The organism is Janthinobacterium sp. B9-8 (assembly GCF_000969645.2).
Taxonomy (GTDB): Bacteria; Pseudomonadota; Gammaproteobacteria; order Burkholderiales; family Chitinibacteraceae; genus Iodobacter.
This window is the reverse complement of the sequence record NZ_CP014222.1, coordinates 2,986,847-3,002,990: the sequence shown is the minus strand read 5'-3', so window position 1 is coordinate 3,002,990 and position 16,144 is coordinate 2,986,847. Positions and strand designations below refer to the sequence as shown.

Sequence of the window (16,144 nt, the reverse complement as noted above, 5' to 3'; positions counted from 1 at the left end):
AACGGGTCATTGCAGGTTTATTTTTATATAGGCATAAAAAAACGGCGCATAGAGCGCCGTTTTGGATTAAGCGATTAAAACCGCTTAGTGATGACGACCACCAGAGCGCTTGATCGGTGCAAATAGCGCTGCAACCGGGGTGTTTTCATTGCTTAGCGGTTGCTGATCACCACGTGGCTTGCCAGCCGGGCGTGGCGCGCTGCTGCGAGCATCGCTACGTGGCGCGCGGTCTGAATAGTTACGATCTTGCGGAGCACGGCCTTGGGGCGTACGTGAATCAGTACGGCCTTCTGGGCGCGGTGCGCGGCCTTCACCCGCTGGGCGAGGCGTTGCTGGGCGTGCTTCACCGCGTGGGTTGTTATTGAAACGGCCTTCACCCGCCGGGCGAGGAGCCGCAGCAGAGCGTGTTTCACCACGTGGGTTGTTGTTAAAGCTGCCTTCGCTTGCTGGACGTGCGCCGCGTGGATTGTTGTTATAACGGCCTTCCGTAGCAGGGCGGGCATCGGGGTTAAAGCGAGCCGCCGGGCGAGGTGCGCGTTCTTCATTGCTACGCGGCGCGCGCTCTTCCTGATTACGTGCCGGGCGTGGTGCATCACCTGCTGCCGGAGCACGGTCAGTACGATTATGCCCACGTGGCGGACGACCGCTATTTGGGTTACGCGGATCATGCTTGCGCTGTGCACCATTGCGGCCATTTAAGATTGGCTCGGCTTTGATGCTTGGATCAACAGCAAAACCTTCTACGCTTTCACGGGTGATATCGCGTTTGATCAGGCGTTCGATATCATTCAGCAGCTTGTGTTCATCTACACAAACCAGTGAAATCGCTTCGCCTTCTGAGCCCGCACGGCCGGTACGGCCAATACGGTGCACATAATCTTCGGCCACGTTAGGTAGCTCGAAGTTCACCACATGTGGCAATTCTTCGATATCAATCCCACGGGCAGCAATATCGGTCGCGCACAGCACTTGCAGCGTGCCGGATTTAAACTCGGCTAACGCACGGGTACGGGCGGCTTGGCTCTTATTGCCGTGAATGGCTAGCGAGTTAATGCCATCTTTGCTTAGCTGTTCGGCCAAGCGATTCGCGCCATGCTTGGTGCGGGTAAACACCAGCACCTGGAACCAGTTTTTTTCTTTGATCAGCTGGGTGAGTAGTTCACGTTTACGCTCGCGATCAACAAAGTAAACCTTTTGCGTAATCATTTCGGCGGTCGCGTTACGGCGAGCTACTTCGATTAGCGCTGGGTTATCTAAGAGGCCATCAGCCAGTGTTTTGATTTCGTCAGAAAAAGTGGCGGAGAACAGTAAGTTCTGACGCTTAGCAGGCAGTAGAGCCAGCACTTTTTTGATATCGCGAATAAAGCCCATATCGAGCATGCGATCGGCTTCGTCCAAGATCAGCACTTCAACACCGCTTAAATCAACGGTTTTTTGTGAAATATGGTCGAGCAAACGGCCCGGTGTGGCGACTAGAATATCCACATGGCCGCGTAGCTGTTTAATTTGCGGATTAATACTGACGCCGCCAAACATCATCATGGATTTTAGCGGTAAGTATTTACCATAGTCGCGCACGCTTTCTTCAACCTGAGCGGCCAATTCACGCGTCGGGGTTAGAATCAGGGCACGGATTTTTTTGCTAGTTGCAGGTGTCGTGCTCAGAATGTGTAGCAATGGCAGGGTAAAACCAGCGGTTTTGCCGGTGCCGGTTTGTGCGCCAGCGAGTAAATCACCGCCAGATAGCACGGCAGGAATAGCCTGCAGTTGAATAGGGGTTGGTGTGGTGTAGCCAAGTTCTGTAACGGCGCGGACGATATCGTCCGCAAGCCCTAGGGCGGAAAAACTCATTCAAACTCCAGAGGAGAATATCGGCCTGTCGCCAAGAATGGCGCCAGTCAAAGGCAGATGGGGTAGGTGTTTAGAAACCTTAGCCAAATATGGCATCAAGATAGATCATTCAGCCGCATTCAGCCAATACGGGCTGAAAATATATATAAAGGGTTGAGCTTGGATGCTTGATGGCGTATTTGGATGGTGTAGCGCGGAGACTGGGTAACGCACTCACCGGCGGCATTATACCTGTGTACTTGATGCGCTGTGTGAAGCAATCATGAATTAGTGCGCAATACCACCGTTAGTCGGCGGGGATGGGTGTATTTCGATGCCTTGTATCCATCAAGTAAAACCTCGTAGGGCAGGTGAACCCCGCGTATTTTTTAGCATTGCTTGCGGGTTTCACCCGCCCTACGATACGTTTAGCTGGGGCAATGCCCCACCTCTGATTACATTGATTACTCGCCCAGAAAACGCATTTTAAAGCTGCGGCCTTTGATATTGCCTTGGCTTAGGCTATTAAAGGCTTTATTAGCTACGCGTCTGTCGATGGCGACATAAGTTAAAAATTCAAACACATTGATTTTACCAACCTGCTCTTTAGTCAGGCCTGCGTCACCAGTCAGTGCGCCGAGTAAATCACCCGGGCGCAGCTTGTCTTTCTTGCCGCCCATAATGCACAGCGTGACCATAGGTGGGCGCAAAGGGCCGCCTTCTGCAGGCTCCAGTTTTTCCAGATCAAACCAGCGTACCGGCCCGCCCTGATATTCTTCGATCAGTGTGACCCATTTCTTTTCATTGGGCGCAGCTAGGCTGAGTGCCAAGCCCTTATCGTGGCCACGGCCAGTGCGGCCGATGCGGTGGATATGCACTTCGGTGTCTTTGGACACGTCAACGTTAATCACCGCACCCAAGCTTTGAATATCCAAACCACGCGCGGCCACATCGGTGGCGACCAGGATCGAGCAGCTTTGATTAGAAAACTGCACAAGGATCTCGTCGCGCTCGCGTTGCTCTAGCTCGCCGTAGAGCGCCAAGGCGCTAAAACCTTGATCTCGGAGCTCTGCTGCGAGCTCGCGGCAGTGGATCTTGGTATTGCAGAAGGCCAGTGTCTGAACGGGCTTGTAGTGATTGAGTAGCTGCGCCACGGCGGCGTTACGCTCCTCGTGCTCAACACTGTAGAAACGTTGTTCGATTTGGCTGTCAGCATGTTGCGCCTCTACTTTCACTTCGGCAGGCAGCTTCAGAAACTTTGCGCTGTCTTTGCGAATATTGTCGGGATAGGTGGCAGAAAACAGCAGGGTTTGGCGGCGCGTTGGGCAAGCGCTCACAATACCGGCGATCTCGTCGTAAAAGCCCATATCAACCATGCGGTCGGCTTCGTCTAATACCAGCGTTTGTACTGTGGATAAATCAATCGAAGCGCGGCCAAGGTGATCGCGTAAGCGGCCCGGCGTACCCACAATAATATGCGCCCCGTGTACCAGAGAGGCGATTTGCGGGCCCATCGGCGTGCCACCGCAGAGCGTTAAAATTTTGATATTTTCAGTAAAGCGGGCCAAACGGCGCAGCTCTTTTGCCACTTGATCCGCCAGCTCGCGCGTTGGGCAAATCACCAAACCTTGAATCGCAAAATAGCTGGGGTTGAGCTTATGCAGCATGCCAATCCCGAAAGCTGCGGTCTTGCCGCTGCCGGTTTTAGCCTGTGCAATTAAATCGCGGCGCGCCAGAATCAGCGGCAGGCTTTGCGCCTGAATTTCCGTCATTTCGACGTAACCCAAGCTATCCAAGTTTTGCAGCATGGCCGGCGAGAGGGGTAGATTGGCAAAAGATGTAGTGTTCACAATGACTTAACTCGCTGGCCAAAAGGGGCAGTAGTCTAACAGGGGAAGCGCTTTAGAGCCAGCCATCACTAGCAACGGTTTCAGCCCATGAACGCTACGGGGGGAATCTTTCAGGCTGATGACAGTTGTTGCATGGTTGGTGAGTATCGGGTGTTGCTACGTGATTATTTATTAGTGCCTTCGGCACGTTGATTTAGGTGCGGGCGTCCCGCTTGACCTTCCTTTCTTGTGTGGCCAAGAAACGAAGGCAAGCCACAAACTCAAAACACGCAGACCCCTGCTCTGCGGACAATCGAGCCGGCGGCGGGCGGGATTGGCTTGCTGCCTCGCTCCCAAGCGATCCCCCGACCCGCTTGCTCGGAGTTTGCGTGTTTCAAGGGGAGATTTAGGCCCCGTGCTAGGCGTCGCGATGCCGATTTATTTTGCTGAAGTTGAAATGACTCAAAACCCTCAGTTCAAAATGCTTTTCTCCGTGGAACTCCGTGTTCTCTGTGGCCTCCGTGGTTCAAGATTTAGGTTTCCGTTGCGTAACATCAGCTAGTAACATAGCCGTCGTGGGCGATCCCCGCATTTTGAAGACACAAGGAATCGAATGAATCACAAAGCACGCCGCCCCACTTTGCAGGATGTGGCGGATAAAGTGGGGGCTTCCAAAATGACGGTGAGCCGCTATTTGCGCGAGCCGCAGCAGGTGGCTGAGGCGACGGCTAAAAAAATTGCCGTGGCGATGGAAGAGTTGGGCTACATCCATAACCGCGTGCCGGATATGCTGGCCAATGCCAAAAGCCGTGCGATTGGCGTGTTACTGCCTTCGATGTCGAATCAGGTTTTCTCCAGCGTAGTGCGTGGTATTGAATCGGTCAGCGGCCCTGCGGGCTTGCATGCGCTATACGGGCACTATGGCTACAGCATGGAGCGGGAAGAGCAGCAGATCGCGCAACTGCTGTCTTTCAATGTAGACGGGCTGATTTTGTCTGAAACCCAGCATACCGACCGCACCTTGCGGATGCTGGAAACCGCTGCAATCCCTGTGCTTGAAGTCATGGAGCTGCCGGAGCATCCGGTTGATCTGGCTGTCGGGCTGAACCACACCGCGGCCGCCAAAGAAATCGTCGGCCTGATGATTGCCAGAGGAAGAAAGCGGATTGCCTATTTAGCCGCGCGCCTGGATCATCGTACCCGCCAGCGGGAAGCGGGGTATCTGGCGGCGCTGGCTGAGGCAGGGCTGACACCCGTATTGATCCACACCGATCAGCCTTCAAGCTTTACCTTGGGAGGCCAGCTATTACGTAATGCCCTGCAAGCCGCGCCCGATCTGGATGGTGTGTTTTGCACCAATGATGATATCGCCGCAGGTGCATTGCTTGCCTGCCAGGCCATGGGGCTGAGCGTGCCAGCGCAAATCAGCGTGGCGGGTTTTAACGCGCTGGATATCGGCCATGCCCTCGCACCGCAACTCGCCAGCGTGATTACCCCCCGTGAAGCGATTGGCCGCGTGGCCGCCGAGCGTTTAATCGGCAGAATGGAAGGAAAAGTGTATCCGGACAGGGTATTGGATATGTCTTACGATATTTTCCTGGGGCAGAGTTTGTGATGGTTTAGTGCACACGCTATGTAGATTGCTGGCTGACTCACTCTGTATGCATCTGTTTAAGTTTATGACACCACTTTCGCGTTGTAGCTTCCCCCTTTTTAAAGGGGGATTTGCCATTTTAGCGGCTCTGTTGGGCACTTTTTTGTAAATTCATCCGTGTCCAATCCCCCCTGTTAAGCTTTTAAAAATGGGTGAACAAGCACTGCTGGCCTGTGCAGATGGCTATGTTTTTACCCTTCTCCACCTCCTCCTTTTACCTCTCTTTTGATCTGCAACAAATTTATTGCTTGGCAGTTTTTTTATTGCGAGAGATACTGTCGCTACAAAATGTTACCAGTAACATTAATAACCAGATGATGTAACAGGAGTCGATTCAATGAGTCAGATCGATCAGGTAATACCACACCAAGTGTTTGTTGTAATGGGTGTTTCAGGAAGTGGTAAGTCTGCAGTGGGCAGTGCGGTATCCCGAGTGCTGGACTGTGGATTTCTGGATGGCGATTTTCTGCATCCACGCGCCAATATCGACAAAATGGCTTCCGGCCAGCCTTTAAATGACGACGACAGAGCGCCATGGTTAGGTGCATTAAGCACCGCTGCTTACGCCATGCAACGCACTCAGACTATTTCGGTGATTGTGTGTTCTTCACTGAAAAAAGCCTACCGGGATATTTTGCGCGAAGGGAACCCTAATCTCTCTTTTATTTATTTGGGTGGCACATTCGAGCTGATCGAATCCCGCTTAAAAGCGCGGCAAGGCCATTTTCAAAAGCCAAAAATGCTGGTTTCCCAATTTGCCACACTCGAAGTGCCGGGCAGTGATGAGCCAGATGTTGTGCATATCGATATCGATCAAAGCCTGGAAAACGTGGTTGCCGCTGCCGTGCAACACATCCGTGCAATAACCGCTCAGGAGTAAGCAGCAATGGATACATTAACCTTACTGGTCACCGCGATTGGCTCGGTGCTGATGTTGTTGTTCCTGGTGATGAAGGCTCGTTTACATGCTTTTGTTGCCTTAATGCTGGTGTCTATTGCTGCGGGTATCGGCTCGGGCATGCCACTGGATAAAATTGCCGACACTATGCAAAAGGGCATGGGCGGCACCCTGGGCTTTTTAGCCGTAGTGGTGGCGCTGGGGGCGATGTTCGGCAAAATCCTGCATGAAACAGGTGCGCTCGATCAGATTGCGGTAAAGCTGCTTGATCTGTTTGGCCAAAGCCGCGCCAACTACGCGCTGGGGATCGCCGGGCTGATTTGTACCCTGCCTTTGTTCTTTGATGTGGCGGTGGTGTTATTGATTGGCGTGGTATTTGCCGTAGCCCGCCGCACAGGTGGCAATGTGGTTAAGCTGGCGATTCCGCTGTTTGCCGGTGTAGCCGCTGCCGCAGCTTTTCTTTTGCCTGGTCCGACTGCAATGCTGCTGGCCTCGCAAATGAAAGCTGATTTTGGCTGGATGATTGTACTGGGTCTGGCTGCTGCGATTCCTGGCATGCTGCTGGCTGGCCCTGTTTACGGTAATTTCATTAGTAAACATGTGCACTTGCCGCTGCCTGCCGATGTGAGCGAGCCAAGTTTGGGTAAGGGCCAGATGCCTTCCTTTGGTTTCAGCCTTGCGCTGGTGCTGTTTCCGCTGATTCTGGTGGGCTTAAAAACCATCGTGGCACGTTTTGTTGATCCAAGCGGCACGGCTTATCAATGGTTGCAGCTGATTGGTCACCCCTTTATTGCTATTTTAGCGGCATGTTTGTTGGCCATTTACGGCCTAGCACTGCGCCGTGGTATGAGCAAAGACAAGGTGATGGAAGTCTGTAGCGCCGCCTTGCAGCCCGCCGGGATTATCCTGCTGGTGACCGGTGCGGGTGGTGTGTTTAAGCAAGTACTGGTGGATTCGGGTGTAGGCCCTGCTTTGGGTAATGCATTGATCGGCGCAGGCCTGCCGATTGCCGTAGCCTGCTTTGTATTGGCTGCGATGGTGCGGGTGATTCAAGGCTCGGCAACCGTAGCATGCTTAACTACAGTGGGTTTGGTACTGCCGGTGATTGAGCTGGCGGGTTATTCAGGTGCGCAGTTGGCGGCATTATCGGTATGTATTGCTGGTGGTTCGATCGTACTGAGCCATGTGAATGATTCTGGCTTTTGGCTATTCGGTAAGTTTACAGGGGCTAATGAGCTGCAAACCCTGAAAACGTGGACGGTGATGGAAACAATCCTCGGTACTACGGGTGCCTTGGTCGGTATGGCTGCGTTTAGCATGTTGTAAATCGCATCAAGCAAAAAGCCCTGTCTTGAATAAAGGCAGGGCTTTTTATCGCCTATCGCACTGGATAGGCCACACTTTTAGATGCTTTAAACAACTTGCAGCACAATCTTGCCACGGGCGCGGCCACTTTCGCTGCGCTCATGGGCGAGGGCGGCTTGGGCTAATGGGAACACGCTGTCGATGACCACTTTGATGTGCCCGGCATCCAGCAATGCGGCAATCTCGCTTAATTGAGCGGCATTAGGCTGCACAAAGCAAAAATGCGCGTTAACTTGGTGTTTTTGCGCGGTAGCCGCATCGGGCTCGTCACAAATCGAGACCAGTCGGCCTCCCACCTTCAGTGTTTGCCAGCTTTGGGCTAGGATTTCACCGCCCATAGTGTCAAACACCACATCCAGATCGCGTAAATCTGCGAAGTTGGCTTGCGTGTAATCAATCACATGGTCGGCACCGTGGGCGCTGACCAATTCGGCGTTTTTACCAGAGGTGGTGGTATATACCTCGGCACCGCGCCACTTGGCCAATTGAATCGCAAACAAGCCTACACCACCCGCACCGGCATGGATGAGCACTTTCTCGCCCGCTTGCAATTTAGCGATTTCAAATAGCGCTTGCCATGCAGTCAGTGCGGCCAAAGGCACGGCTGCGGCTTGTTGCCAGTCTAAGCTTTGTGGTTTTTTGGCAATTTCGCTGGCCCTAACGGCAACAAACTCGGCATATGCGCCATTGCGGGCAATATCAGGGCGGGAATATACGGCATCACCGATCTGCCAGCCTGTGACATGCTCGCCTAGGGCAACAATTTCACCTGCCACATCCCAGCCCAAAGTAAGCGGCATTTCATAAGTCAGCATGGATTGCAAATAGCCTTCACGGATTTTCCAATCCACTGGATTGACGCCCGCTGCATGGACGCGAATCAGCACATCATCAGCGTTAATCTGCGGTGTGGGCACGTTTTCCAGTTGTAATACATCGCGTTGACCGTAGCTGTGTTGGCGAATGGCTTGCATGCTTGTTGTCATTTTTATTCTTCCAGTGGGTAAGTGAATAGGGGCTAGTTTAGCGATGAATCGCTAGATTGATTAGTATTGACATAAGCATTACATTGTTGCCTCAACGGAATCAATCAGTTCGCAAGGCCAAAGGATGCACGGATGACTCTTTCTCTAGATACTTTGCCAGGCTTGGCGCTGTTTTCCTGCGTGGTACGCCATGGCAGTTTGACGGGGGCTGCGCAGGAGCTGGGTTTGAATCGCTCGTCAGTGAGTAAGCAGCTGGCGCGGTTTGAAGCTCAGCTTGGCGCAAAATTATTACAAAGAACAACGCGTAAGCTGGCGCTGACCGAGTTAGGTGAGCGGGTCTGGCAAGAGGCGCAAACGGTTGCTGCGGCGTTGGGTAATATCGATGCGATTACCGATGATTATCGGCAGAATGTGCGCGGGCGGCTGAAGGTAAGCTGCTCGTCGTCCTTGGCTAGGGTGCATTTAGTCCCCTTGCTGCCCTTATTTTCCCAGCGTTATCCAGAAGTCGATTTGCTCTTGCAATTGGAAGATCGCTTTGTGGATTTAACGACCGAGCAAGTCGACATCGCCATTCGGGTGGGCCATTTGCCAGATTCATCCCTAGTGGCGCGTAAGCTGGGTGAATTACAGTGGCAGCTGGTGGCCAGCCCAAGCTACTTGGCACAGCACGGTGCGCCGCAAACACCGAGTGATCTAGTGCAGCATGCCTGCCTCTTTTACCAAAATGGCCTACGTGCGATGAATCTATGGACTTTTTCTGGGCCATTAGGGGAGGAGCAGGTGCGGGTAAAAGGGCCTTTAGCGATGAATGATGCCTGTGCTTTGGTCGATGCGGCCATCAATGGCCTAGGCATATTATTGATTGACCGCGCCTTATTGGCCGCACCACTTGCCAGTGGGCAATTGCTGGCGCTGTTGCCAGATTATCAGCTAGCCGCGGGCTTACCGGTGTATGCGGTTTATCCCGCTCGTGATTGGCTACCCGCTAAAGCCACTGCTTTTGTCGAGTTTATCATCAAGGAATTTTCCCCCAGATTGCTCGTCAGATAGGCGACCGAGGTGCAATCGGCGGCGATAATTTTGTGCCTGCCACTGCCACTGCCACTGCCACTGCCACTGCCACTGCCACTGCCACTGCCACTGCCACTGCCACTGCCATTGATATAACAGTTGCTTGCAAATGCTGCTTAAAGCGGGGCTAAGGCGTTACCCACTTGATACCACGCGGTTTCGGCCTTGATCTTTTGCCAGATAAAGCGCTTTATCGGCACGGGCTTCGACCATGGCAATGGTGTCGCCATTTTTGTAGCAGGCCACACCAAAACTGGCGGTTCTACAGCCTATCGATGCAAAGTCGTAATGCTCGATAGCAAGGCGTAGTTTTTCGGCCACTTTAGCCGCGTCTTTGAGTTGTGTCTTGGGGCAGAGAATTAGAAACTCTTCGCCGCCCCAGCGCCCAAGCAGATCACTGGCTCTGATCGTTTCTTTCAGGATTCGGCTAATGCTTTTAAGCACTTCATCACCCATATGATGGCCGTAGCTATCGTTGACCTTTTTGAAATGATCAATGTCGACCAAGATCAGGGAAAAAGTGGTGCTGTGACGGCCTGCCGAGGTGAATTCTCGTTCTAAAACCTGATCAAGAAATAAGCGGTTATAGAGGCCTGTTAAGCGATCTGTGATGGCCAGTTGCTCTAGCTCGCGGTTTTTTTCTTGCAACTGTTGTGTACGCTCGTTAACTCTATTTTCTAGCTCTTCATTGATTCGTAGTAATTCTTGGTTTTTTTGCTGCAGTTTGTTGTCTAATTCATAAGCGTGGATGGCAGCCTGCACGGTGAGGACAATGTCTTCGTTTTGCCAAGGTTTTTCAAGAAAGCGAAATAAATTCGCTTCATTAATCGTGCGTTTTACGCCATTTAGATCACTTTGTCCGGTGAGCATGATTTTCATGGTTTTGGGTAGCTGCTGATGCACCTGCACTAAAAGCTCATCGCCTTTCATGCCGGGCATAATGTAATCCGCAATGATAACGCTGAGTTCGCGGCCTTCTTGTGCTAGCTCGGCAATAATTTCTAGCGCTTCAGCGCCATTTTCCGCAAGCTCAACCGATTGATCATGCCTCAGGCGCTGCCCTAGGAGAGAGCGCAGGGCATTGAGTACGCTGCTATCGTCGTCTACACATAAAATGGTTGCCATGGCGGAGTCTCTACAGACAATTTATTACTTGGTGTGTTGTCTATCATTTACGATAATTACTTGTTTTTACTAACAAATTTAACCATTAAGTCTTGCCTGTTCTTTGCTTTGTAGTTTAAAAACAAGGGCCGTGCAGGTTTTTAGGGGGGGGCTAGCTTGGGCGTAAGTAGGGCAAATAGATTAAGAACGTTGTGCCCAAGCCAACTTCGCTCTGTACTTCAATACGGCCGTGGTGCTTGTGAATAATTCTTTTAACTATGTCGAGGCCAAGCCCGCTGCCCTCTCCTATGGGCTTGGTCGTAAAAAAAGCATCAAATATTTTTGGACGGATATTTTCTGCAATGCCGCAGCCACTATCTGAAATCGCCACTCTTGCTTCATTCTCTGTTCGGCTGATTTCTATCTTGAGTACGCCTTTGTATTGCATGGCTTGCAATCCGTTATGGATGAGATTGGTCCAGACCTGATTAAGCTCGTCGGGGAAGCAGACAATTGGGGCAATATCTTCGTAGTGGCGTATTAATTCGATATTTTGTTTAATTTGATTTTGATAAATGGTGAGCACCGTTTCCAAGCCGTCTTTTAAATGGGCTTCGGTGCTGACGCCTTCGTGATCAAAGCGGGAAAAAGATTTCAGTGCAAAGATAATTTTACTGACTTGCTCTACTGCAGAATTAATATTGTCGGTATTGCTTACGATGCTTGAAATGCTGTAAGCCGTATCAAGGATTAAGCCATGATCCGGATGCTGGAGTAGCGGTAAGTATTCAGCCAAGCTGTTTTCAGCGTGTAATTGCACCAAAATCCCAGCTTTGTAGTGGGCATCTTCGATATTTTCGGCTTCAAGTTCTTGGTTTAATGTGCGTACCTTACTTCTTTCTTCGCGGTGGCTTAGCACGTGTTCAGGTTTGTAACTGATTAATTGGATAAAGCGTTGTTGATCGATTTCAGTCAGTATTTGAAAGAGTCTTGGTAAGTTTTCTAGGGCGTGGCTTAATGAATCAGCGATATTTTTGCCACTGGATTTTACTGCGCCAATCGGCGTATTGATTTCGTGTGCGACGCCTGCAATAAGCTGCCCAAGAGCCGCCATTTTTTCAGATTGAATCAGCTGGCTCTGTGCCTGGCGCAAGGTTTCGAGCGCATTGGCTGTTTGCTCCCTAGAGGTTTCTGCGGCGGCATAAGCTGTTGCATTAGCAAGTGCAATGGCGGCATAAACGGCGATAGAGCGCAGAATTTCTAATTCTCTTTCCTGAAATGCATTGGCGGTGTGGCTTTGAATGGAAACAACGCCAATACGCTGGCTGTTTACAATTAAAGGGCGTAGCACTACAGAGCGCATGGGTGCGCTGGGCTTAATGTTTTCAGGGGAAGGTGCTTTTTCTATCAGGGCCGCGTCTGCGATAATCAGCTCTTGTTCTTCCCTAAATGCCCTAACCGAAAGCGAGCTAGGGTGATCAAGCATCAGGATGGCAGGATTGGCTACCCGGCCATCTTCGATGTAGTAAATCAGATTCAGCCTGTCGCCCTCAGACGCGAGTAGCGCCACGGTAAAGGCATCGAGGGGCAAGAGGGCGCGTAGATGCTGGTAAAGCGTTAAGCAAATAGCATGGGGATTCAGGCTGGTTGTCAGCTCTCTACCAATATCGCCCAGCTGGCGTAATGTATCTGCCGAGCTGGCTAAGGCTTTATTGGCTTCAAATAATTCTGCGGTACGCTCCCCAACCCGTTCGGCCAGATGATCGCGGTGTTTGGCTAGCTCTTCTTCATATTGCTGCTTTTGTTGTAAGTAGCCGGATAAATTACTCTGTAAATTGTTGACGCCAGAAACCAGCATGCTTAACTCGTCCTGACGAGATGAATCCCGTGGCATAAGCAGCGCTTGGTTTAAGTTATCAGGATTCAGCTGGGCTAGGTGCCGGGCAATTCGCTGCACATGCACGGTAACCGATCGGTTAAAAATCAGCATGATAAAACCGGCTAAGAGTAGCGACTGAATGCCTTGCGTCCAGATAATTGCAGCAACCTCGCTACGTAAGCGCGCCCACAGTACTCGTTCATCACCAGAAAGCACGAGCTTGCCAACCTGCTGACCTGCTGCTCCGGAAAAAGGATGGTAGTTCAGTATCAGCTGGCGGGAAGGGGCGATGTTTGATGCTTGCCAGCCGGGCTGGGTAAATACAAAGGTTTCTGCAGCCAGTTGCTCTGGCGTGATCGTAATCACAATTTGCCCTAAGGACGATACTTTGGATGCGCTGGTTAAATGGGTTCTGAGTGTTTCTCTATCCATTTCCCAAATCGCTTTACTCAGGGTGTGCTGATAAACCTGCTCAATAAGGCTAAGCTCTGCACGCATGGCGGCTAGGTTTACTTGCCATGCTGACCATGTTTTAATCGCCACGGCCACGAGTGTAAATACCAGACAAAAAGCCAGCGTAGCGAGTACGATGCGGCTGCCTAGTGATAGACCAGATTGACCAATGCGTGGCATTGCGCGCCTTTAAAAAAGAGAGAAATTAAAGCCATTTCTTTTTGATTAAATCAAACGTGCCATTTTTTTTAATTGTATTCAAGCCTTGCCGGAAGCGCTCGACCATTTCATCTGATGTTTTATGGTTAAAGGCCATAAAATATCCATCTCCAATTAGATCAAGCCGGTAGGCTTTGCTGAGTACCTTATTGGGATCATCGCCGAATTGCCGCACCAGATGATAGGCTGCCATTTCATTCATTACCCATAAATCAACTCGCCCCCTTTTGAGTTTTTCGTAATTAAGCAGATATTTCACGCTTGATTGTAGATTTGTGCCTTTAATAAAGCCTTGGGATTCCAGAAATTGCTCGCCGATATCTGCATTCACGCTGCCAATTTGGTATTTTTTGGCGTCGTTCAAGTGATTTATTTTGATATTGTGGTTGGCTAGGGAAAATAAATAATTGTTTGCAGGAGCGATAGGGCCTATCCATTTAAAAAGTTTTTCTCTTTGCGCAGTGCGGCCAATTGAATAAATCAGTATGTTTTCATGATTGAGTGCAGTGTCGTAAGCCCTGGCCCAAGGCATGGATTGAAAATCGCCTTGGATTTTTATTTCTTTCAAGATAGCTTGAATGACCTCGGTGCTAAAGCCTGTTAAAACACCTTTTTCGGTGAAATTATAAGGGGCGAGTTCTTCAGTCACAATCTTGATGGCTTCGGCAGATGCCGTGTGCAGTGTCAGATTGAGGGCTATAAAGAGGAAACATTTTTTTAACCACCGCAAGACTTTCTCCTTCTAGAGCATCGTATTGTTATTGGTTTTTTTCGATTATTTTTTTGACTAGCCCCTCGGCTTTTAATTGCTCAAAAGCGCTGCGCATTTTTTCTACAAGGGGGTCGGGTGTTGATTTACTCAAGGCGATATACAGGCCATTAGATATTCCATTGAGCGTGTAAATTCTTTCTAATTTTGCGCAATCAAAGGCCAACTGCTGGCAGAGTGCTTCAGCATCTTTATCAATCAGCGGGATGATATCTATTTGCTTATTTATTAATTGTTTGAAATTATCTTCGCGCTGTGCGGAAATAGTGAGCCGGGTAAAATTTTGTTGTTGCAGATAGTCTTGGCGTACATCATTACGGATAACGCCTATCGTATAGCGTTTAGCATCAGATAGATTGTTTACAATAATTTCTTTGCGTGCTTTGAGTTTATAAAAGTGATATTGAGTTTTGATCAACTCACCTATCCATTTAAATCTCTTTTCCCTGCTGGGGGTACGGACAATGGGGTAAATAAGAACATTGGCCCGGTTTTGTGCTATTTCATAGGATCTGGCCCAGGGGTAAAGATGAATGTTGTAATCAGTTAAGCCCGCTCTTTGCAGGTTTAGCTTAAGTAGTTCAGTTGCAGGTCCAGCTACTTGGCCTTCTTTGAGATAGCTATAGAGTGTGGTTTCAGTAACCGCGTGAATGGTCTCTGCATAGGTGGTGGAAAGCAAAGTAGAGAGAGCCAGTAGGGCGATTGCTTTCATGATTTTTGTATATTCGTAGTTTATAAAAACAATCTAGTCAGCATTGACTCTGTTATTTTTAAGAATAGACCAAGCTTGCTCTTTTTTTATAAAGAGGAGCAGGGCCGCTTGTGGCTGCCCTGCGAAATCCTTGATTGAAGTCTTATAAGCCGCCGTTTTCCATCATGGTGCGAATCACCCGATTAAATGGCTCAATCCAATCCGGATCAAATTGCTGATCGGAGGCGTTGACCTCGGCAATGGCCCGCAGCACGGATTTATTCTGGCCGCGATGGCTGTGTTTAAGCATGACGGCTTCAAAGGCATCGACCAGAGCAAGGATTTTGGCACCAGGCACAATATCGTTGCCACTGAGTTTATTGGGGTAGCCTGTGCCTTCGATATTTTCGTGGTGCTGCAAACACATGGTTGATGCATCCTGCCAGCCATCCATTCTGGCTAGAAGGCCAGCGGCCCAAGCGGGGTGATCGACGAGTTGCGCCCGCTCGGCATCGGTCATTCTTTCTACTTTTAGCCAGAGCGATTCGGGTAAAAACATCATGCCCACATCATGCATGTACACGGCGGCTTCGAGCTGGGTGCTGGAAACCACACCGCCTGCTGCCTTATTGGTGGCGAGGGCTAATTGCAGATTGCGTGCGGTGCGGCCACGAAACAGCGGTGAGCGCATTTCTAATTGCAGCGCCATATTGCGAAAGAAACGTAAATCCTGGCTGCGCTCTTCGTTAGAGCGCTCCATTTCAGCACGGGTACGATCCGGCAAAACGACGGCTGCATGTTTAAAGCCGGTGACCGCTTCGATCAGCCGGGCACAAGCAGGATCAAGCTCTTCAGCTTGCAAAGTAGACAGGCCATCAAGCCCGCGGGCGAGTGTGGGCAGATGCAAGCTGCCGGCCGATGCATTATTGCTGAGCGATTCAACGGCTTGCTCTAGTCTATCTAAAGTCAGTAACAATACTTCGGATAAGACTTCGGTAAGTTGCAGCTCGCCGGCGCGCATTCTGGAAAGAAGCGTTTCAATTCCGTGAACGAGGGGAATCACAAATTCAACACGGCATAGCCCTGCATCGCCTTTAATATTATGAAAAGCGCGAAATAAATCAGAGATAAGCATCATTCTGCCCGGATCACGTTTTAGCTCGGCGATAATTTGCTCGATCCTTGGCGCATGATCTGCAAGGCTCTCCCGAAAATCCTGGAAAGTATTGATATCGTGAATTTTCGGGATAAGTAAGCTGTCATAGTTCATGAGGGCACCTTTAGGTGGGTTTAGCTTAAGCATAAGTCGCTGTTGCTAGAGAAGATATTGAATTTTTATATAAAGGTGCGGAATGGCAGTTTTGCTATGTCTTCGTTGGGTAATATTCGCTGCTTA

At 50.3% G+C, this 16,144-nt stretch carries 12 protein-coding genes; 4 read left to right on the top strand and 8 right to left on the bottom strand.

The annotated features are described in order from the left end of the window. Window positions 1–84: 84 nt before the first annotated feature. Together VN23_RS13520 and dbpA are read right to left on the bottom strand one after the other, a co-directional pair. Window positions 85–1,851, bottom strand: coding sequence for a DEAD/DEAH box helicase (locus tag VN23_RS13520; protein WP_082752786.1), 1,767 nt, complete (start codon window positions 1,849–1,851; stop codon window positions 85–87). Window positions 1,852–2,294: 443 nt separating this feature from the next. Next, window positions 2,295–3,680, bottom strand: a complete 1,386-nt coding sequence (dbpA, locus tag VN23_RS13515; protein WP_046352362.1) for an ATP-dependent RNA helicase DbpA — start codon at window positions 3,678–3,680, stop codon at window positions 2,295–2,297. Between the two features lie 592 nt (window positions 3,681–4,272). Between dbpA and VN23_RS13510 the strand changes: the two genes are divergently transcribed. The 3 genes from VN23_RS13510 to gntU all read left to right on the top strand — a co-directional run bounded on the left by VN23_RS13510 (window position 4,273) and on the right by gntU (window position 7,537). Continuing rightward, window positions 4,273–5,274, top strand: a complete 1,002-nt coding sequence (locus VN23_RS13510) for a substrate-binding domain-containing protein (RefSeq protein ID WP_046352361.1) — start codon at window positions 4,273–4,275, stop codon at window positions 5,272–5,274. Window positions 5,275–5,650: 376 nt separating this feature from the next. Next, window positions 5,651–6,193: a gluconokinase gene (gene gntK, locus VN23_RS13505; RefSeq protein WP_046352360.1), complete on the top strand. Its 543-nt coding sequence runs from the start codon at window positions 5,651–5,653 to the stop codon at window positions 6,191–6,193. 6 nt (window positions 6,194–6,199) lie between these two features. Then, complete coding sequence (gene gntU / locus VN23_RS13500; RefSeq protein WP_046352359.1) at window positions 6,200–7,537, top strand: gluconate transporter; 1,338 nt, start codon at window positions 6,200–6,202, stop codon at window positions 7,535–7,537. A gap of 86 nt (window positions 7,538–7,623) precedes the next feature. On the opposite strand, the gene VN23_RS13495 is transcribed toward gntU, so the two are convergent. Then, window positions 7,624–8,562, bottom strand: a complete 939-nt coding sequence (locus VN23_RS13495; protein ID WP_052746635.1) for an NADP-dependent oxidoreductase — start codon at window positions 8,560–8,562, stop codon at window positions 7,624–7,626. A 132-nt stretch (window positions 8,563–8,694) separates the two neighbouring features. Here VN23_RS13495 and VN23_RS13490 point away from each other — a divergent pair, with 132 nt between their 5' ends. Next, entirely contained in the window at window positions 8,695–9,612 is a 918-nt protein-coding gene (locus VN23_RS13490; RefSeq protein ID WP_046352358.1) for a LysR family transcriptional regulator, read from the top strand. A 156-nt stretch (window positions 9,613–9,768) separates the two neighbouring features. Here VN23_RS13490 and VN23_RS13485 read toward each other — a convergent pair whose 3' ends face one another. From VN23_RS13485 to VN23_RS13465, 5 genes are all read right to left on the bottom strand, one after another. Further along, a complete protein-coding gene (locus VN23_RS13485) occupies window positions 9,769–10,758 on the bottom strand; it encodes a GGDEF domain-containing response regulator (protein WP_046352357.1) in 990 nt (329 codons plus the stop codon). A 151-nt stretch (window positions 10,759–10,909) separates the two neighbouring features. Beyond that, entirely contained in the window at window positions 10,910–13,249 is a 2,340-nt protein-coding gene (locus VN23_RS13480; protein WP_052746634.1) for a sensor histidine kinase, read from the bottom strand. 25 nt (window positions 13,250–13,274) lie between these two features. After that, window positions 13,275–14,018, bottom strand: a complete 744-nt coding sequence (locus VN23_RS13475; RefSeq protein ID WP_046352356.1) for a substrate-binding periplasmic protein — start codon at window positions 14,016–14,018, stop codon at window positions 13,275–13,277. A 28-nt stretch (window positions 14,019–14,046) separates the two neighbouring features. Continuing rightward, complete coding sequence (locus VN23_RS13470; RefSeq protein ID WP_046352355.1) at window positions 14,047–14,769, bottom strand: substrate-binding periplasmic protein; 723 nt, start codon at window positions 14,767–14,769, stop codon at window positions 14,047–14,049. Window positions 14,770–14,911: 142 nt separating this feature from the next. Next, window positions 14,912–16,018, bottom strand: coding sequence for an HD-GYP domain-containing protein (locus tag VN23_RS13465; RefSeq protein ID WP_046352603.1), 1,107 nt, complete (start codon window positions 16,016–16,018; stop codon window positions 14,912–14,914). Window positions 16,019–16,144: the final 126 nt, after the last annotated feature.